Genomic DNA, 20,073 nt, shown 5'->3' with positions numbered 1-20,073 from the left:
AAGGAAAATTAATGTTAAAATACATTTTACAAAGGATTGGCTTTGCGATTTTGACTTTGCTAATTATTGTTTTTGTAGTATATGTGTTAACAGCTCAGTTTTCTGTTAATCCATTTGTAGAAAAAGCATTAGCAACTTCAGAATCTAGTGGTAGCAATGATTCAAATAAAGAATTATTAAAAAAGCTTTTTAATGATTCAGTAAGATACCATTTTTTACCCGCTTCTTGAGCCAATCGTTATGATGAATTTGAAAATGTTTGACTTAACTATCGCTTAAGTCCGTTTACCCGCTTTGGATATTGACTTAGTGATATTTTTACAAATAAACAAAACCCATTTGGAGAACCATTTAATGAAAATATTTTCCAACAAACACAAACATCATCAATTTCGGAATTATTCTTTAAATACTTAAAATTATCAATAATTGTTACTCTTCCGGCGTTCTTTATTAGTGCTATTATGGGTATTGTGCTTGGTACAGTTGCTGGATACAAGCGGGGAACAATATTTGATGCAGGAATTAACGTTTTTTCACTATTCTTTATTGCCTTACCATCATTTATTATTGCCCCAATCTTAATTTCAATTTTATTAAGGGTTAATATTACGCCAAACTTTATTAACCCATATTCAGCACAAAGTTCACAAGTTTACACTAAAAGCCAAATTTTCTTGTCTTGAATACCACCTATTTTAATTGTAGTGCTTGGTTCTTTATCTGGGTATATTACTTATACACGAAACCAAGTCATTACAGTTTTAACATCAAATTATGTATTAATCGCACGTTCAAAAGGATTAAAACAATCTGAAATTTTCTTCAAATATGTCTTAAGAAATATTTCAATTCCTTTAGCAGCAATTTTAATTCCTTCATATATTGGTTTATTAACTGGAGGAATTGTTATTGAAAGATACTGAAATATACCTGGTACTTCAGAAATTATTGCCCAATCTTTCCCACAAGGGGAAATTAACATTATTATGTTCAACACAGTCTTCTTCACGTTTTTAGGTGTTATGACTACGATTGTTGTTGACATCTCATATACTATTTTAGATCCCAGAATTAAATATTCATCTCAATCAGGGTTTAGTTATTGACAAATATTTATGCGTACTATGCAACGTAATAAAGATTTTGTAAAACACAAGCAATTACAAGGAGGAATAAATGACTAGTAAAGAATTTAACCAAAAATATAAACTAAAATTGGATAATATTACTAATCCATTTGCTTTTGCTCCTCAAACTAATAACTTTAGTAACGTTGCCGGTAAGCCAAAAAAATTAATGGTGGAAATCTTCAAAAGATTCTTCAAAAGTTGGCCTTCAGTTTTATTCTTAATTGTTTTTTTAGCGGTCTTTATAACCTCGATAGTCGTAACAACTTATTCAAACTATAGTGCAGATATTTCGGTAGATCAAACTACCAAACTTAATTTAATTGGCGAGAAAGCTGGCCTAACCACTAATACAGGTTCATCATTTGTAAAATCTTTACCTGCAATTTGAGCTGGTAAAATAAATTCTAAGTTAGTTTTTAGTGATAATTACTTTACTGAAAATGCCTTAGCTTGACAAAAAGCGGACTATTATGGCGGGTATTTATGAAATCAGTTTAACAAACCAGAATACTTTACTCAAGATCTGACAAGCGGAAATTTAGTTAGATATGTTGATTTTTACAAATGGTATGAAATTGACTCGGTGCATATTGTTTTAATTAATTCTGGAATTAGCCCAACAATTTCTGCACAAGAGGCTGCTAAATATTACCAAGAAATTTTAGCCGCTAACCCACACATTAATTTAGGAACTTATTTAGGAACTACAAGTACAGGTATTGATATATGAACTCAAAGTTGAATTGGAACTTGAAGAGCAATTAGACTTGCTTTAGTTGTTGCTACCTTACAAACCTTAATTGGAGTAGCTATTGGCTCATACTTAGGGTTTCATGTTGGAAAACCAGCTGATACAATTATCATGCGTTTAATTGATATTTTTTCAGCTCCACCAACTTTAATTTGGTTATTATTATTTGCTACTTTATTTGGAACAACTGACTTAACTTTAGGTTTTGCCTTAATCTTTGTTGGTTGAGTTGGTTCAGTTGGTAGAACAAGATTATTTATTATTACAGTTAAGGATTCAGAATTTATTACTGCCTCTCAATCAGTTGGTGCTTCAAAAGTCCGTTTAATTTATAAACATGCATTACCTTCAATTGTCGGTAAAGTTGCAACTAGCTACGTTGCATCAATTCCGTCAATTATTCTTTCAATTTCATCACTTGCCTTCTTAGGTTTCTTTAAATCTGATAATGCAAACTTAGGAAAAATTATTTCTTCAGCCCCTGCTGAAGCTGCCACAAATATTTGGACCTTATTACTTCCATCATTAATCTTACTTTCAATTTCAGTTTCGCTACACTTCATTGCTTTAGGTGTCCATGATGCATTAGACCCTAAAGTTATTAAATCAAAATAGGAGGATATTTATATGCAAGAATCACAAGATGTTTTGTTATCTGTCAAGAACCTTAAAGTTAGTTTTAAGGTTAAACGTAATAAATATATAAATATTGTCCGTGGTGTTGATTTGGAAATTACTAAAGGTCAAATTGTTGGTATTGTTGGAGAGTCAGGGTCAGGAAAATCAGTTACTTCAAAATCATTTTTAAATATCAATGAAAATTCATTAATTACTGCTGATTTAATGAATATCGATGGAATTGATTTATTAAAATCAAAACGAGATAGTTTTTGGCAAAAAATTAGGGGACATAAAATTGGATATATCCCTCAAGATCCTTTAACTTCCTTAAATCCAACTCGTAAAGTTGGCAAGCAACTCTTAGATGCTTTAAATAAAAATGAGGATTGAAAAAATAAAACTTACCAAGAAAAGCGTCAATACCTAGTAGACTTATTAGATAAATTTGGTATCAGAGGTCCAGAACAAGTGTTTGACATGTATCCACATACCCTTAGTGGGGGTATGAAGCAAAGAATCGTAATTACTATGGTTGTTGCTTTGAAACCTAGTTTAATAATTGCTGATGAACCAACAACAGCTTTAGATCCAACGGTTCAAGCTTCAATTTTAGCTTTATTTGATCAAATTCGTGAAACAATGAATATTTCAATTATTCTAATTAGTCATAATATTTCTGTAGTTGCTAAGTTTTGTGATTATATTTATGTTATGTATGCTGGCAAAATTGTTGAACGTGGGACAAAAAAAGATATTTTTACTGACCCAAGACACCCTTATACTTGAGCTTTAATTTCTGCAATTCCAGAAAACAAAGAAGATCGGTTATATTCAATCAAAGGAACCCCGCCAGATATGAATAATTTACCCTTGGGCGATGCCTTTGCGCCAAGAAATGATTATGCCCTTGAAATTGATTTTGTTAAAGAGCCTCCGCTTTTTGAAGTATCGCCAACTCATGCAGCAGCTACGTGGTTATTACATCCAGAAGCTCCACAAGTTACATTATCTCCAGAATTAGAAAACAGACTTAAGAATTTTAGAAAGGTGTTCAACGATCATGAATAATAAAAGACCTATTTTAGAAATTTTTAATTTAAAAAAATTCTTTGTTAATAAAGGACATGTTAACAAAGCTGTTGATGATGTTTCTTTTGATGTTAAAGAGGGTGAAATAGTTGGTTTAATTGGTGAATCAGGTTCAGGGAAAACAACAATTGGTCGTTCACTTTTAAGGCTTTATGATGATTTTAATGGGTTTGTGCGTTTAGATGGAAAATTAATTTCAGGTAAAAAAATCTCATCTCAAACACGTAAATTCATGCGCAAAAACATTCAAATGATCTTTCAAGATCCAATGGCTGCTCTTAATGGTCAACATACAATTTTCACAATTTTAAAAGAACCATTAGTCGTTAATAAAATCATTAAAAACAAAATTAAAGATTTAGATAAAACTTGAAGCAAAGTTAAAGAAAACTTCCATTATTCATTTTTAGAAGCTGTTCTAAAATTAAGATTAGAAAATCTGAAAATTACTAATTCATTAACTAAGCCCTTTAATGATAAATGAAGCGATATTTTGAGTAATATAAATGATTTTGAAAATGATGAAGGTTCATACGATGATAAATTTAATTCTTATTTTTCATTTTTAGAAGAGAAAAATAAGAACAATTCCACAATTATTAACAATTTATATTCAAATACCGATTCATTAATTTCATTATATAATGAATCAAAAACCAAGCTTGCTTTGAATCAAATTGATATTGATGAGGTTGCTTATTGGGAGGCTTTAGCAAAGTACAATGAACAACTTAAATTAAGCAAAAAAACCAAAGAATATTATCAATATAAATTAAGCCGTAAAGAAGCATACCAAAACATTAAGGATAATTCACTAAATTGATGGGAAGAATATTCTAGTTCACGAAATTCAGTTAAGAATATTATCGCGGAATTAAAAAATGAATCAAGGCTTAATTGAAATGAATCATATAATGCTTATGATATTGAATTTCACGCTTATAAATTAAAACTACATTTATTAAATAAAAAAGCCGAAAGTTTATTTAAGAAAAATAAAACATCTTTAACATATTTAACTTTTAATGAGCTCCAAGAGTTAATTAGTTCTTTTAATCAAATTTCGCTGCCAATTTTTGAACAAAAACTAAATTTAGATGTTTATTCGTTTAGTTCTTTAAAAGCATATAAACAAGAATTAGTGAAAATAATTGATCAAGAATATAAATTTGATTTTACAAAATATACTAATCTTTCAACTCAACGGAAAAATGCACACAAAATTTCTTTTAAAAATGAGTTAAATAAGTATTTAAATTATATTAAGTTAGAATTTAAAGAATTTTTCAAAAAACCTCATGATAATTCAAAAGAATTAGACAAAGCTAAAATAGAATATCAAGAAGCTAAAGAAATTCATAATGAAGAAGTTAGAAAATATGTTTTAGATTTTGAAACTAGAATTAATTTACTTAAAGATCAAATTAACAGCGAAGAAAATACTTGGAAAGAGCTCAATATTGTTTCTAAGAAAAATAATGAACTATTTAAGTTAGTTCATAAGAAATTTAAAGAGTTTTATAAAACTAATCGTATTTTAAGACTCCAAGAAAGACTTAAAGAAGCAAAAAATAGCAAACAAGAAAGCATCATAAAATTAACTCGTAAATTAAAACAAGCTAAAATTGATTTACAAGTTTATGATACAAATGTGCGAGATAAATTATTAGGTGTTGAATCATTTGATATCGAACTTAAATACCTTACAAAAGATTTAAATAATACTTATGTATTGCTGGGAGTTTCTAAATTTGATTTATGGCTTTTAAATAAAAATAAAAAGTTACAAAAATTCTTGACTTATATACTGAAACCATTTAATTTATGGAAACTAAAATCTTTATTTACTAAGATAACGATTTATAAAAGTTTAGAAGATGTTGGGTTATTAAAGCAATTTGCATATCGTTACCCACATGAATTTTCAGGAGGACAGCGCCAAAGAATTGTTATTGCAAGAGCCTTAATTTCTGAACCAAAAGTTATTGTTGCTGATGAACCAATTGCTTCATTAGATATCTCAATCCAAGCTCAAATTGTTAATTTACTTAAAGATTTATGTTTAGAAAAAAATATTGGAATGGTTTTTATAGCTCACGATTTATCAATGATTGAATATATTGCCGATCGTGTTCAAATTATGCACTTTGGTAAAATTGTTGAATCTGGTGATACAAAAGAAATTTATCAAAACCCACTACACCCTTACACAATTAACTTATTTAAAGCTATTCCAAAAGTTTCTAATGCTAATGAAAAATTTACTGATGTTAAATTTGAATTAGAATATCTAAAAGCTCAAAGATATCCAAATGTTCCAATAAATTATGCTCTAACTACTGATCAAAACCATTTTGTTTACGCTACTAAAGAGCAATTTATAAAATGAACTAACCAAGAAACAAATAATGATTAAAAACCTTTGAAACTCAATTAAAGAAGAATTACACAAAAAACATTTATACATCTTATTTGGTATATCATTCTTAATTTTTCTAATAATACTTTTAATTGATTTTAGCATCAAAAAAACTTATGATGCTAAATCCTTCTTGAACTTGCTTTCAGTATCTGCAATTGTATCTAGTTCTTTATTGCTTGTTATCTTAATTATTACTAAGAATTTTTGAAAATCAATGAGCAGGCCGTTTAAGCAAGCAAAAACCAATGTAGGAACATACAAAGAAGAAAGAAAAATGCGTTATATGAATGCAAATGAAGCTAATAAATATCGTCAAACAATAATTGCACGAAATCAAGAAAAAGCTTCTAAACCGCCTATTAATAACCTTGCATATTATTTAAATATTTTGTTGTTTTTCATACTTTTTATTATATTTTTTGTGATATCTTCTATAATTTAAATTACAAAACACAAGCAGACATACTTGTGTTTTTTTGTATTCAAATGATTGATGCACATTCTAAATTTTATGTTATAATACTACCGAGCCGACATCGAGGTATCTCATGTCAAATTACCTTCAAATTCTTTGAAGGTTTTATTAATTAGAAATGTCACATGCAAGTTTTTTGCATGTGACATTGTTTTTGTCTGCCTTGTAATAAAATAGTTGTATTAATAATTTTTCAAAAAATAAAGGAGACCTTAAAATTATATGAAAAATTTAGAAAAATATATTTGTGTTTTTGACAAATATCGAAAAGAAAATAAATATCAACATTTTAAAATTGAAGAGAATTACAACACTATCTTGAAAATGCAAGGAGCTCTTGGGACACAACGAAAATTACGATCAGATCAAATCGATCTAGAACAACTTTATAATATTTTACAAGAACTTTCTGAAGGTTTCTCAATCCAAGAAGTAGCCAAAATTTTTAATAGAGACATTCGAAGTATAAAAAACAAAATCGAAATTATTACAAATCGCAGACAACTTAGTTTAGATAAACAAAATCGCTATGTTTGTCCTAAGTGTTCAAAAAAAGTAATGCGGGTTAAAACCCTTAATTTTACCAAGCTATACGAACATTTATTAGGTTATTCATTTTCACGACTCTTTTTTGTAAGTGATGCAATTAAAGAGAAATGAAAGGCCTACAGAAAATATTGATATAGTGAGCTTAACACATACAATAAAAATAGAAATAAAAAGAATTTGCAGCAAAAAGAAGTTAAGAAATCAGTTACCTATCTTGTGAATTCTTTTAAAAAATTATCCCCTGATGAATTTGCTCCCTCACCTAGTACAATTTATAAAATAATCAAAAAATACCCTTATTTCCTTGATTTTGACCATATTGTTAAAAAATCTGAAGGCAAATATGGCATAAGGAAGCAAAAGAAAACCAAACCTAAAACATTAAAATATGCTACAGAAATTTCAAAACGTCCAGCTTATATTAATGATCGCTCTGAACACGGCCATTTTGAATTAGACACCGTTATTGGTAAAATCAATGATACCTATTGTATTGTGACCATGATTGAACGGCAAACCAGAATGTCTTATGCTATGCTTTCAAAACGCAACTCCAAAGCTATAAAACAAACTCTTGTCAAACTAATCAAGAAACATAACTTAGAGATTAAAACTTTAACAGTTGATAATGGTAGTGAAAATGTCTTATTGCACCAGGTTATTCCAACTGAAAGACTATTTAAATGCCAACCATATAGTTCATGACAAAAAGGTTCAATAGAAAATATGCACCGCTTAATTAGGTATTACATTCCCAAAGGAAAAAGCTTAGATAAATACTCTCAGCAAGAAATTGATTATATGATGGAAAAAATAAATAACTATGGCAAGTTGTACGGAAAAATAAGATAACTTAAAAATTTTTTTAATCCCCCGCCTTTGATTGCAATCAAAAGGGGCCTTACTTTTGGCAAAAGTAAGCAAAACCGACGAGAAAACGCTGCCGTGTTTTCTGTTTTCTCATACATTTTTTTATCTAAAAATTATGTTAAAATTAAAAGACAATTATTTTGTTAACATCTCGCAAGTGACTTTTCCAAAAAACATCTTTGAAGGTTTTTCATTAACTTAATTTATTTCGTTTATATCGTGTTATAATATAAGAAATTAAATAACTATTATTTAATCCATTATTTTATTCCATTCATTACATAATATAAATTTAAAAGAAAAGGAGAGATTAAGATGAATAAGAAAAAGAATCTCCCTACAAGAATTATTCCACTTGGGGGAGTTGAGGAAATTGGTAAATCAACTTTACTAATTGAACATGATAACCATATTTTTATTATTGATTCTGGTATTAAATTTGCAGATACTTTTAATACAGGAATCAAAGGAATTATTCCAAATTTCGAATATTTAAACAGGCCTGAAAAAACTATTGAAGGGTTATTTATTACCCATGGTCATGAAGACCATATTGGAGGTGTTGTTTATTTAGCAAAACAAACAAAACTAAATAAAATTTTCGCGCCACGTATTGCTATTCAATATTTAAAACTTAAATTTGATGAACATAATATAAAATCTAAAATTGAATTTATTGAAATTCAAAAAGATGATGTGCATAATTTCCCAAATGGTTGCAAAGTAGATTTTTGAACTTCGCAACACTCAATTCCTGATTCATTTGGAATAAGAATTATAACCCCAAATGGAAGCATAATGTGCACTGGTGATTTTAGATTTGACTATACACCGATTGGAAATTACACTGATTTTGCAAGGCTAGATGAAATGGGCAAACAAGGACTTACCGCTTTATTATCCGATTCAACTAATGCAATGCGACTAGAGCATTCTCCATCAGAAAGCGATATTTTAACTGATATTGAAAGGCATATGACTGATGCAAAAAAGAAAATTATCATTACTGCTTTTGCATCAAATTTAACTCGTATTAAGGTAATTATTGAACTAGCACAAAAACTGGGAAAAAAAGTTATTACTTTTGGCCGTTCAATGATTCAAGGTGTTAAAATAGCTCGAAAGCTAGGTTATATAAATGTTGATGATAAAGTGTTAATAGACAAAAAAACTGCCCAAAATACTAAGGATTCTGAGCTTGTAATTTTGACAACTGGTTCGCAAGGAGAACAACTTGCTGCATTATCAAGAATGAGCTATGGTAAACATGCAACAGTGAAAATTACCAAAGGAGATATGATTATTTTTTCATCAAGTCCAATCCCTGGCAACCGCATGGTAATTGAATTATTAATCAACCGACTTTGTAAATTAGGTGCGATTATTAAAGAAAATGGTGTAGATGGTTATTTACATACTTCAGGGCATGCTTATAAAAATGAACACGATAAAATTTTCCAATTAACTAAACCCAAATACTTTTTACCATACCATGGAGAATTCAGGATGAGTGTTGCACATGGGCAAAGCGCTATTGAAAATGGGGTGAGTCGTAAAAACGTAATTATTATACAAAAAGGTGTTGTTTATGAAATGTTGAATCAAAATATTAAACGCACAAACGAAATAATTGATTTTGGTCCAATTTTTATTGATGGGAATACAGTTTTAAATTTCTCGGGTAAAATTATGAAAGAAAGGGCACAACTTAAAGATTCTGGTTTTGTAAGCATGGTGATTTTAATTAACAAAGCTACTAACCAAATTATTGGGCGTCCTCAAGTTTTAACAAAGGGGACTTTCTTTGTTAAAAATTCGAAATCTTTAATTGAAGAATGTAAAAGAGTGTGTCATGGGGCAATTTTATTCCATATTAAGAATAACCCTAATTGAACAGTTATTGAACTTGAAAAACTAATTATTGAACGTCTTAATGCTCTAATGCATAAAGAAAAGCGTCGTAACCCTGTGGTAGTTCCGACAATATTATTTACTGATGACCATAGTGATGCTGATTTATTGTCTAAACCAATTAAATTTGGTAATTCTAAAGGTGAACAAAAAGATACGATTGAAAAGGTTAAAAAAACAAAGTCCAAATTAGTTGAACAAAAACTAAAAGAAATTGAGGAATTATCATTAAGCATGATAGATTCTGATTATGAAATTGATGATGAAGACGAGGTATAAAATGAAACAAAATAAACCAAAACTTGATTTTATTAAATTGCGGCAAGAAGAAATTGAATATGCAAGAAAAAAAGCAGAATATGAACAAGCAAATCTTGAACATAAAGAAGTTCAAGAAAAACTGCCGTTATCTAAAAAAGAATTATTTAGAAATCTTATGCTAACCATTTTAATAATAATTGTTGTGATTGTTTTATTAGTTGGTGCTTATTTTATCGGTAAGACTGATTAGGAATAAACCATGGAACAAACTACCTTTATTATTTTAATTACCCTGTTAGTTTTTAATGTTATTATTTTATTTTTTCTTTTACAACCGATTATTAATTTATCAATTAAAAACAGAACTAGAAAAAATTCATATATGAAAATAGGTCAAAGTTCACAAATACGTTTAATTAACCAATTGCGTGAAACTATTGAATATTTATCAAAATACAAAATAGGCGCAATTATTACGGTTGAAAATAATGATTTACTTGATAATTATCGCACTGATGGAATTATTTTAGATGCAAATATTTCAAGTGATTTATTAATTTCAATTTTTAATAAAAATTCACCATTGCATGATGGAGCTGTAATAATTAGAAAAAACAAAATTTATTATGTTTCTACTTTTTATAAAATTACTAATAAATCAGTTCCTTCTTCATATGGTTCAAGGCACCGAGCTGCAATTGGTATTTCAGATCAGACTGATGCTATAACTATTTTAGTTTCTGAACAAACTGGTGTAATTCGTTTATTTCAAAAAAACGTTATTTTATCAGTTAGAATTGATGAATTTCAACAAGAATTTATTAAGATGTTGAAGGGATAGTAATGGATAAGATATTGAACCAAATCAAACATGAATTATCTGTGGAAGAAATTAAAAAATTAATTGAAACTAAAAAAGTTCGCGAAATTCGCGAATTGCAAGAAGAAACTACGTATCCGAATTTTGCTCTAATTATGGGTGATGAATTACTAAGTGATGAAGATCGTTTATATTTATTAAGAGTACTACGCACAACTGAATCAGCCGAAATTTTTAGTTACCTGGAAGATGAAATTAAAACAAGACTTGTTACCTTATTTAGTGACGAGTTAGGAAAAAAAGTTTTACAAGAATTGGAAACTGCTGAACTAGTAGATATTTTAGAAGAATTACCAGTTAATATTATGCGCAAGATCCTATCACATACACCAAAAGAAAAACGTGATATTATCAACCAAATTTTGCTTTATAAAGACCACCAAGTTGGCAGCATCATGCAAGTTGATATTTCAATTTTGAAAAGCTCATGAACTTTAAAAGATGCTTTAGCAAAAATTCGCAAAGACTATCATAATAATATGACTATGGGCCATAATTTTTACATTGTTGATAATGATGGAAAATTACTCGGTGATATTACCTTAGAAGAAATTATCTTTAATAATGAAACAAGTCAACTTGAAGCATGAGTTAACCCCGTTGCTGCTGTATATCCAACTGATGATAAAGAGCAAGCCGCTAAAGTTTTTTCCGACAATGATCGATCATCTTTACCAGTGGTTTCGATTGAAAATCGCCTTATTGGAATGATTACATCTGATGATATTATTGATGTTATCAATGAGCAAGCCACTGAAGATATGTATAAGATGGCCGGAATTAGTCCTGAAATTTCAGAAGAAAATTATTTAAAAACGACAATTAAAACAATTGTACGCTCAAGAGTTGTGTGGTTAATTATTTTGATGCTTTCTGCAACCTTATCGCAATATATTATTCAAAAATTTACAAACATCAGCGAAGAAAGCATCAATCAATTTGGTATTACTATTTCTACTGCTGTTATTGTCTCTTTAATACCAATTATTAGTGGTTCGGCTGGAAATGCGGGTTCTCAGTCGACTACAACTGTAACAAGAGCTTCAGCACTGGGTGAATTTGATTCAAGTCAATATAAAAAAGTTATTTATAAAGAATTATTAGTTGGAACAATTATCGGTGGAATTATGTTTTTAATAAATTTAATTCGCTTATATATTTATTATGCAATTCCAAGTTTTGCAAATGATGCTTTTGAAAATGGTCAAACTGACTGGGTTTCGCTTTCGTTTATTATTTTAGCTAGTTCATTATCTTTATGATTTGTAGTTATTTTTGCAAAGTTTTTAGGAACTATTATTCCACTTGTTGCTATTAAATTTAAAAAAGATCCAGCTGTTATGTCTGCGCCTATTTTAACAACTTTAAGCGATGCTTTATCAACATTAATTTTCTTTGGTCTCAATATTTTAGTTTTATATCTTGCTTGAAAGGCAGGTTTATTTGAAAAACCTGTAGCTAATTCAACATTAAATCAATTAAATTTACAAACATTTAGCGTATTAAATACATATAACATTAGTTTAATTTAAAGGAGGTTTATGTCTAAAGTAGCCGATATTGAAAAACTAAAATTATTAGCCGAAGATTATTTGCGTTTAACCAAAGAAGCAAAAGAACTTAAAAAGCTTATGCAAGAGTTAGTAAAAGATACAGATATTGAAATTCATGAGCGTTTATCAGAAGGTGGGCTAGTAACTTACCAAAAACCTGATTCGAAAACTGTGATTGATCGAAAATTAGTTAACGAATTATTATTTAGTATCTTAATTAACTATAATCAAGAAGGCTCAGATCAAATCATTCCAAGCATCCCTGAGATGGAGCAGCAAATCAAAGAACAATGCCAAGTTGTTAAAGAATATAAATGGAAACTAAGTATTAAAGCTAAATAAAAATTTCTTATGGCTATATTCAAGTCTTAAAAAATTTTTAATATTTACTTTAAAAGATTTTAAAAACTTATTAATTTAATATAATATATATAACTTTATTTTCATAAAGTAAAGTTATTCTTTAAATTTAATAAATATAATACCTATTAATTAGGAGTTAGAATGGAAAATAACAATTCAAAACCAAATAACACTAGTAGTGTTTTTGGAACTGATTCGTCAATAATTATTTGAGTTATTTTAGGTATCTTACTGCTCTTATTGCTCTCTTATATTATTTATTCTTATATTAAAGAAAAAATAAACCGTAAGAAAACCAAAGAAGCAGCATTCCAGCTTGAAAAAAATTCTGTAATATATTGAAATGAAATAACTATAAAAATTAATGAATTAATTATATTAAACCGGAAAGAGCATGAAAATTTTGTTGTCAGCGTTGGCAAATACAAAATGTCGCATTTAAACTATGCTGCTGCTCAAACAATCAATGATTTACAAAATGAATATGAATTTAAAAACTATTTAAAAACTTCAGAACGTTATAAAGTTTTTGTGACTAACTTAAATGTACTTAAAGATTTAAATTCAAATTTATGAGATAAAAAACTTTCGCAATCTTCTTTACAATTTTTTATTGATCAACTTCCTCTAGCATTAGAAGCAGCTAAAGAAGCAAATTCAAGTGAAATAAATGATTTAAAAGACCCAGAAATATTAAAAAATGAAATTAAAACACAATATTTAAATAATTTAAATAAAGATTTTGACAGGAGTCTCGCTAATGAAGAAAATTAATTTCAAAACTTTTAAATTAAAGTTTTCAAAACTAAAACATAAGATTACTCATGGATTTAAGAATTTTAGAGGTTTTGTAAAACTGAAAAATATCAAAAAAGAAAAAATACCAAATTTACTTACTATTTTACGTATGATCTTAATCTTACCTTTAGTAATTTTATTCCCATTTATGTGGGTTTATAAAGGTGTAGATTCTTATGATATTGGTATTGTTGCATTTACTTTAGTGATTTTTATTATTGCAATGATTACTGATTATATTGATGGTTTTTTGGCCCGTAAATATAATGCAATAACGTCTTTTGGAAAATTATGGGATCCACTAGCAGATAAAGTTATTACAACAACTGTTTTAATCTTTTTATCATTTTACAACATCATTCCATTTTGAATTATAATCATCTTTATAGTTAGAGATTTAGTCGTAGATGGAACTAGAGTTGTTTTATATAAACATAATATTAACATTGCAGCCAAATTTTACGGAAAATTAAAAACAATCGTACTTAGTTTAGCAGTTATTTTTGTTTCAATAAGTTACTTAGCTGCACCTTGAATCTTTAACGAAGTTTACTGAGCCGTTATATTATTTAATATTCCAACTTTAATAGCCCTTGGGTTAAGTTTATACTCAGCTTTTGATTATATTTATCCACACCGTCACTTAATCTTCAAATAAAACCGCCGTTGCGGTTTTTTTTATTGTATTATGCATTATGCATCTATTTATATTTTGATTATAAAAAATGTGTGTGATCAACATTAATTTTTGTATTAATTCCACAAATAAATAATTTTCGTTTTTATTGAAATATGGTAAAATAAAAACGTGTTTTTATAACACTTAAATTTTAAAATTATATTAACGGCAATATGGATTCACTTGGGTGTGCTAAAAATAATATTATAGTGCTAGGTGCTCGAAATATTGCTTAGAAAATAACAAACTAAAGAAAAGGATTTTTTACTTATGAAAACAAACGAAACCCACAAACTAGAAAAAGAATCAAGACAAAAACAAGAAAGAAAACCAATTATTTCAAGAGAAAAACTTCTTGAATCAGGTTCTTACTTTGGACATAAAACTTTTGCTTGAAATCCAAAAATGAAGGAATACTTAGTTCCTAACCGTAAACTAAAAGGTGTACACATTATTGATGTTTACAAAACACAAAATCACCTAGAATATGCATATAAGCTTGTTAACAACTTAGCTGCAAAAGGTACAGAATTTATTTTCGTTGGTACTAAAAAACAAGCTAGAGATGCAGTTAAAAAAGCTGCGGAAAGAACTAATTCATTATTCGTAACTGAAAGATGATTAGGTGGAACATTAACAAACAATGCTACTATCATGCGTAGTGTTAATACTATGGAGCAATTAGAAGCAAAAGCTGCAAATAACTTTAAGGGTTACACCAAAAAAGAGGCTTTAGAAAAAACTAAACAATTAGAAAAATTACACAAAAACTTAAATGGTATACGTGCTATGAGTAAAATGAGACGTTTACCACATGTAATGATAGTAGCTGATCCTAACGAAGATGAAATTGCTATTAAAGAAGCAAAGAAAAAAGGATTAAAAGTTATTGCTATTTTAGACTCTAATTCCAATCCTGATACAGTTGACTTAGGAGTTCCAGGAAATGATGATTCAGCAAAATTCATCCAAGTATTCATGACGCTTATTGCTGACGCTATTGTTAAAGCAAGAGGTGGACACCACTGATTCGCATACCAAGATGATACTAAAATAGTTTTTCCTGAAACACCAGGAACTAAACAAAATGGTGAAGAATTCACTAAAGAAGCAGAAGCTAATTTAGAATAGTATTAATAAAAAGGAGTTAAAAATGAGTGCAAACAAAATGGAATTAATTAAAGAATTAAGAGCTAGAACTAATTCTTCATTAATTGATTGTAAAAAAGCTTTAGAAGCTTCTAACGATGATATTGAAGCGGCTATTAACTGATTAAGAGAAAATGGTATTGTTAAAGCCGCTAAAAAAGCAGGTAGAGTAGCAGCCGAAGGGGCAGTAGTTGCTTTAGGAAATGATAAAAGGGCAGTTTTAGTTGAAATTAATTCTGAAACTGACTTTGCTGCTAAAAACCAAAAATTTGTTGAATTATTAAACAAAGTTGCTCAAAGAGTTTTAGATAGTAATGTTACTTCTTTAGAAGATGCATACCAATTAGAATTAGAAACAGGTGTAACAATTGAAAATTCATTAATTGAAGCAACATCTGTAATTGGAGAAAAAATTTCATTGCGTCGTGTTTTTGTTATTGAAGCAAACGAAGCTGAAGTTTTAGGTGTTTATGTACATGCTAATTCTCAAGTTGCCGCTGTTGTTAAAGCAAAAGGGAAAGCTGTTGATGCCGCTAAAAATGTTGCAATGCATGTTTCAGCAATGAACCCTGAATTTACCTTAGTAAGCCAAATTCCAACTGATCGTTTTGAAGCTTTAAAATCTAGTTTTGAAAAACCAGCCGGATTTGAAAATAAACCAGCACAGATTCAAGAAAAGATCCAGGAAGGTTGGTTAACTAAACAACTATCAGAATTTGTTTTAGAAAAACAAGCCTTTGTTATGGAAGATTCTTTAACTGTTGAAAAATATTTAGCTAATCATAATGCTGCATTAGTAGAAGTTGCAAGATTTGAAGTTGGTGAAGGAATTGAAAAAGTTCAGTCTAACTTTGCAGCTGATGTTGCAAGTATGGTTAAATAATAATAAATTAAAAACATTCAGAATATTCTGAATGTTTTTATCTTAATTATTTTTAATATTGTATTTAGAAGGAGATTATTAAACTTAAAAACCTTTAATGATTTTACCAGTTACTTCAACCACTACTGTAATTGCTCTTGCTCAACAAAATTCTAAAGAAAATATTGGTTGAAATAAAATGTATTTTTCTGTTGTTATTAAGCAGAATATTTATTTAAAAGGTGTAAAAACTGGAGATATATTTTACAAAGTTAACAGTAGGCAACACTAGTGCAAAAACTAAAGATAAAGTCTATTAATTTTGATACAAATATTGCGCTTATATCGCCTGAATTAATTTATAAAAATATTAAATGAAAATGTTTATATTTAATTATAATTTATTGAATAACTTTAATAAATAATATTAAAAAGTTGTAAAGGAGACAAATGAAATTAAGAAAGCAAAAGTTATTTATAATATTCACTTTAACTACCGTGCCATTATTTAGTGTAATTTCCTGTGTACAAAAGAGGGTGCCTGATTTAATAAACTACAATAATGACGTTGAAATTACTCAAAATATTTATAGATTACAAAATGAATTATGAAATCCTACAGATTTTACAAATGCAAGCCGTGAAAAACCTTTTTTAGTTAAAAATTCTGAGGATTTTAAAAATGATATTATTCAAAGAACTACTAACGAAAGGCTAGCAAATCAAATTAAGGATAATTGACAACTTTTTTCAAATCAGGTTCAAAGAGTTTTTGATAAAGATATTCAAGATAAATACCATGTTATTTACTATGCTAACTACTCCGTTAATGAACCAATGGATTCAGTTGAAATAGATGAGGATTCTGTAAAAATTCACTATATTTCATATGGGAATAATACAAAACAAATCCTTTCAGGTCAATATATTATTTTTATTGATAAAAATAATATATCAAATATTAACTCAATTACAGTTCATGATGTGCAAACTAGAAGCGATTTGACAGAATACAATAAAAGATTAGGGTTAAAAAGAAACAAAGTGTGGTTTAGTAAGTAAAAATTAAAAACATTCAGAAAGTTTTCTGAATGTTTTTAAATCGCTTGTGCATTATAAACATGGACAGCAAAATTTAACATTTTAGTAACTTATAATGCCATTGCAAATTGCTTTGGCGTTTTTCAGTTTAAGTTTGATTGAATTCGATCGTTATTATACCAAACTACATATTCTTGTATCATATCATTAAGTTCATTGAATGTTATTTTGGAATAATCTAAATCATTTAATAATTCGGTTTTAATGATCCCAAACCAATATTCAATTTCTCGATTATCAAGTGAGTTTCCCACTCTTGATAACGAAATAACGCCACCAATATTTTGAACTTCTTTAATATATTGATGATGTGTATATTGAAAGCCATGATCTGAGTGAATGATAAAATTTTTGGGTTTGTATTGTTTTAATGAATTTAAATTGTCTAAAACTAGTTCTAGATTATTACTTCTTGATAATTTAAAACCAACAATTTGTTTAGTTTTATGAGATAAAATTGCAGACAAATAAACGTGTGATTCTAACACGTCTTTTGGTGCTTTTATATATGAAACATCAGTTGCATAAATATTTCGATTGTTTTGATCGTTATAATCACGATTTACTAAGTTATCAATTTGTGAAGATACATTTTTAATTTCTTTTCGTTTTGATTTTTGTCTAAGCTTACATTTTAGGCCTAAAAGGTTCATATATCTCCCTAAAGAACGTTCGTTTATATCTATTTTGTATTTTTGAGATATGTAAACACTTAGCTTTAGCCTTCCATATCTTGACTTTGTTTCTATGAACGATTTTTCAATTACATCACTATGTTTAGGGAGTTTTTGTGAAATTTTAATCTTATGAGTTTTAGAAATTGTTTGCCTAGAAATGCCAAAAACTTCTGAAAGCTTCACGTAACTTATGCTAAAACTTTTTAATTCAATAACTTTCTTACTTTTGGGTAATTCATTGGTAATTTCATAATATCTTTTAGCTATTTGTAACAAATCATCACGATCAAAAATATCTCAATTTGGTTCTCTTTTCTTCTTAGGACTGCCACTTCCTTTTTTGCGGTTTTCGCCTTTCTTTGTCTGCAATAAGTCTTCCATACCTAAATTATAATACTTAATTATTTTATTAATTCTAACTTTTACACTATTTCTTTGTAAGTTTTTTGTTCCTGGTGATATTTGGTAAATAGCCCGAAAAGCACCTGGGAAACCTGACTTTTGATATTCTTCATATATTTTTGCAAATTCTTCTTTCTTTAAATGTCTTGACATAATTTTCCTTTCAAAAAATTTTTTCGTTGGTACCAACGAATGGTAACAGAAAAGCTAACATTTACATGTTAACTTTTCTGTCCGGCTTTATTATTTAATTTATTTCTAAATATGATTTTTTGATTGGTGCTTGTTTTAAAAATTCTAAAATATCTTGCTTTAATTCATTAAGTTTATTTTTTGCATCATTGCTATTTGAAGCATAAAATTCATAATTAGATAAAACATTATGAATGATGGTTGCTAATTCATTTCAATGTTTAAAGTCCCTACTTGTCATCGCGGCAGTACCAATTCTAATTCCACTTCCTAAACGTGGATTTAATTTATCAAAAGGTATAGAGTTTTTGTTTAAGGTAATATTTAATTTATGCAATAACGTCTCTGCTTGCAAACCATTAATTCCATAGGTATCAAAAACATTTATCATAAATAAATGATTATCGGTTCCACCACTGATAACTTTTGCACCAAGTTCTTGAAATTTTTGGGCCATTTGACGGGTGTTTTTAATGATATTTTGAGCATAGGTTTTAAATTGAGGTTGTAATGCTTCATAAAATGCAACTGCTTTGCCAGCAATAGCATGAAATAAAGGGCCGCCTTGATAACCTGGAAAAACTCAACGATTAACTTTTTTAGCAATTTCTGGATCATTAGTCATAATGATTCCGCCACGACCACCACGTAATGTTTTATGAGTTGTAGATGTAATAATATCAGCATATCCCACCGGAGAAGGGTGCTCTCCTGCCACAATTAAGCCTGAAATATGCGCTATATCAGCCATCAATTTAGCCCCTACTTTATCAGCAATTTCCCTAAATCTTGCAAAGTTGATGGTACGTGAATAAGCTGAGTAGCCACAAATAATTAAATCCGGTTTTTCTTGGATTGCCAATTGTTCAATTGCATCATAATCTAAATATCCTTCTTGATTTAAATCATATGAAACTGATTGGTAAAAAATGCCACTAAAACTAATTTTATAACCATGAGTTAAATGACCTCCGCAATTTAAGGATAAGCCCATGATTTTTCCACCACTAGGTGCTACAGAAGCAATAGCAGCTGCATTAGCTGTTGAGCCTGAATATGGCTGTACGTTTGCATACTCAACACCAAAAAGTTGTTTTAAACGTTCAATTGCAGTTGATTCAATAATATCAACATTTTCGCAACCACCATAATATCTTGCATTTGGATATCCTTCACCATATTTATTTGTTAAAATGCTCCCTTGAGCCTTTAATACATCTTCAGAAACAAAGTTTTCAGAAGCAATTAATTCCACATGGTCTTCTTGACGCTTTAATTCGTTATTAATCGCATCTTGAATTACTTGGTCGGATAATTTAATTTTTTGATACATAA

The 20,073-nt window shown here is 28.6% G+C and carries 19 protein-coding genes; 17 read left to right on the top strand and 2 right to left on the bottom strand.

Annotation, left to right across the window (positions count from 1 at the left end; genetic code table 4):
- Positions 1–11: 11 nt before the first annotated feature.
- The 17 genes from AC0B4K_RS03385 (at position 12) to AC0B4K_RS03305 (ending at position 17,428) form a co-directional block, all read left to right on the top strand.
- Positions 12–1,187: an ABC transporter permease gene (locus tag AC0B4K_RS03385; protein ID WP_465103801.1), complete on the top strand. Its 1,176-nt coding sequence runs from the start codon at positions 12–14 to the stop codon at positions 1,185–1,187.
- The gene (locus AC0B4K_RS03380; RefSeq protein ID WP_465103800.1) at positions 1,180–2,499 is read left to right on the top strand and encodes an ABC transporter permease; all 1,320 of its coding nucleotides are present in this window, start codon (positions 1,180–1,182) and stop codon (positions 2,497–2,499) included. The genes AC0B4K_RS03385 and AC0B4K_RS03380 overlap by 8 nt, the downstream gene beginning before the upstream one ends.
- A 12-nt stretch (positions 2,500–2,511) precedes the next feature.
- Positions 2,512–3,573, top strand: a complete 1,062-nt coding sequence (locus AC0B4K_RS03375; protein WP_465103799.1) for an ABC transporter ATP-binding protein — start codon at positions 2,512–2,514, stop codon at positions 3,571–3,573.
- Positions 3,566–6,010, top strand: coding sequence for an ATP-binding cassette domain-containing protein (locus AC0B4K_RS03370; RefSeq protein WP_465103798.1), 2,445 nt, complete (start codon positions 3,566–3,568; stop codon positions 6,008–6,010). Before AC0B4K_RS03375 ends, AC0B4K_RS03370 begins: the two co-directional genes overlap by 8 nt.
- Positions 6,003–6,458: a hypothetical protein gene (locus tag AC0B4K_RS03365; protein ID WP_465103797.1), complete on the top strand. Its 456-nt coding sequence runs from the start codon at positions 6,003–6,005 to the stop codon at positions 6,456–6,458. Before AC0B4K_RS03370 ends, AC0B4K_RS03365 begins: the two co-directional genes overlap by 8 nt.
- A gap of 255 nt (positions 6,459–6,713) precedes the next feature.
- Positions 6,714–7,892, top strand: a complete 1,179-nt coding sequence (locus AC0B4K_RS03360) for an IS30 family transposase (protein ID WP_465103796.1) — start codon at positions 6,714–6,716, stop codon at positions 7,890–7,892.
- A 333-nt stretch (positions 7,893–8,225) separates the two neighbouring features.
- The gene (locus tag AC0B4K_RS03355; protein ID WP_465103795.1) at positions 8,226–10,100 is read left to right on the top strand and encodes a ribonuclease J; all 1,875 of its coding nucleotides are present in this window, start codon (positions 8,226–8,228) and stop codon (positions 10,098–10,100) included.
- A gap of 1 nt (position 10,101) precedes the next feature.
- The gene (locus AC0B4K_RS03350) at positions 10,102–10,332 is read left to right on the top strand and encodes a hypothetical protein (RefSeq protein WP_465101683.1); all 231 of its coding nucleotides are present in this window, start codon (positions 10,102–10,104) and stop codon (positions 10,330–10,332) included.
- Positions 10,333–10,341: 9 nt separating this feature from the next.
- On the top strand, positions 10,342–10,923 hold the full coding sequence (locus tag AC0B4K_RS03345; protein WP_465103794.1) for a diadenylate cyclase: 582 nt from the start codon (positions 10,342–10,344) through the stop codon (positions 10,921–10,923).
- A 2-nt stretch (positions 10,924–10,925) separates the two neighbouring features.
- A complete protein-coding gene (gene mgtE, locus AC0B4K_RS03340) occupies positions 10,926–12,494 on the top strand; it encodes a magnesium transporter (protein ID WP_465103793.1) in 1,569 nt (522 codons plus the stop codon).
- A 9-nt stretch (positions 12,495–12,503) separates the two neighbouring features.
- Positions 12,504–12,857, top strand: a complete 354-nt coding sequence (locus tag AC0B4K_RS03335; RefSeq protein WP_465101680.1) for a hypothetical protein — start codon at positions 12,504–12,506, stop codon at positions 12,855–12,857.
- A 162-nt stretch (positions 12,858–13,019) separates the two neighbouring features.
- Positions 13,020–13,652: an MHJ_0274 family protein gene (locus AC0B4K_RS03330; RefSeq protein WP_465103792.1), complete on the top strand. Its 633-nt coding sequence runs from the start codon at positions 13,020–13,022 to the stop codon at positions 13,650–13,652.
- Positions 13,639–14,334 (top strand): CDP-diacylglycerol--glycerol-3-phosphate 3-phosphatidyltransferase, encoded by a 696-nt coding sequence (gene pgsA, locus AC0B4K_RS03325; RefSeq protein ID WP_465103791.1) that lies wholly within the window; start codon positions 13,639–13,641, stop codon positions 14,332–14,334. Before AC0B4K_RS03330 ends, pgsA begins: the two co-directional genes overlap by 14 nt.
- 291 nt (positions 14,335–14,625) lie before the next feature.
- Positions 14,626–15,486, top strand: coding sequence for a 30S ribosomal protein S2 (gene rpsB, locus AC0B4K_RS03320; protein WP_465103790.1), 861 nt, complete (start codon positions 14,626–14,628; stop codon positions 15,484–15,486).
- A gap of 22 nt (positions 15,487–15,508) precedes the next feature.
- Positions 15,509–16,387: a translation elongation factor Ts gene (gene tsf, locus AC0B4K_RS03315; protein WP_465103789.1), complete on the top strand. Its 879-nt coding sequence runs from the start codon at positions 15,509–15,511 to the stop codon at positions 16,385–16,387.
- Positions 16,388–16,484: 97 nt separating this feature from the next.
- Positions 16,485–16,658 (top strand): hypothetical protein, encoded by a 174-nt coding sequence (locus tag AC0B4K_RS03310; RefSeq protein WP_465103788.1) that lies wholly within the window; start codon positions 16,485–16,487, stop codon positions 16,656–16,658.
- Positions 16,659–16,816: 158 nt separating this feature from the next.
- Positions 16,817–17,428: a hypothetical protein gene (locus AC0B4K_RS03305; protein ID WP_465103787.1), complete on the top strand. Its 612-nt coding sequence runs from the start codon at positions 16,817–16,819 to the stop codon at positions 17,426–17,428.
- 89 nt (positions 17,429–17,517) lie between these two features.
- On the opposite strand, the gene AC0B4K_RS03300 is transcribed toward AC0B4K_RS03305, so the two are convergent.
- Both AC0B4K_RS03300 and glyA read right to left on the bottom strand, forming a co-directional pair.
- A complete protein-coding gene (locus tag AC0B4K_RS03300; RefSeq protein ID WP_465103758.1) occupies positions 17,518–18,699 on the bottom strand; it encodes an IS3 family transposase in 1,182 nt (393 codons plus the stop codon).
- Between the two features lie 94 nt (positions 18,700–18,793).
- Positions 18,794–20,071, bottom strand: coding sequence for a serine hydroxymethyltransferase (gene glyA, locus AC0B4K_RS03295; protein WP_465103786.1), 1,278 nt, complete (start codon positions 20,069–20,071; stop codon positions 18,794–18,796).
- Positions 20,072–20,073: the final 2 nt, after the last annotated feature.

The sequence above is a fragment of the Mycoplasma sp. 11548 genome, assembly GCF_055523555.1.
This window is presented reverse-complemented; position numbering and strand designations above follow the sequence as displayed.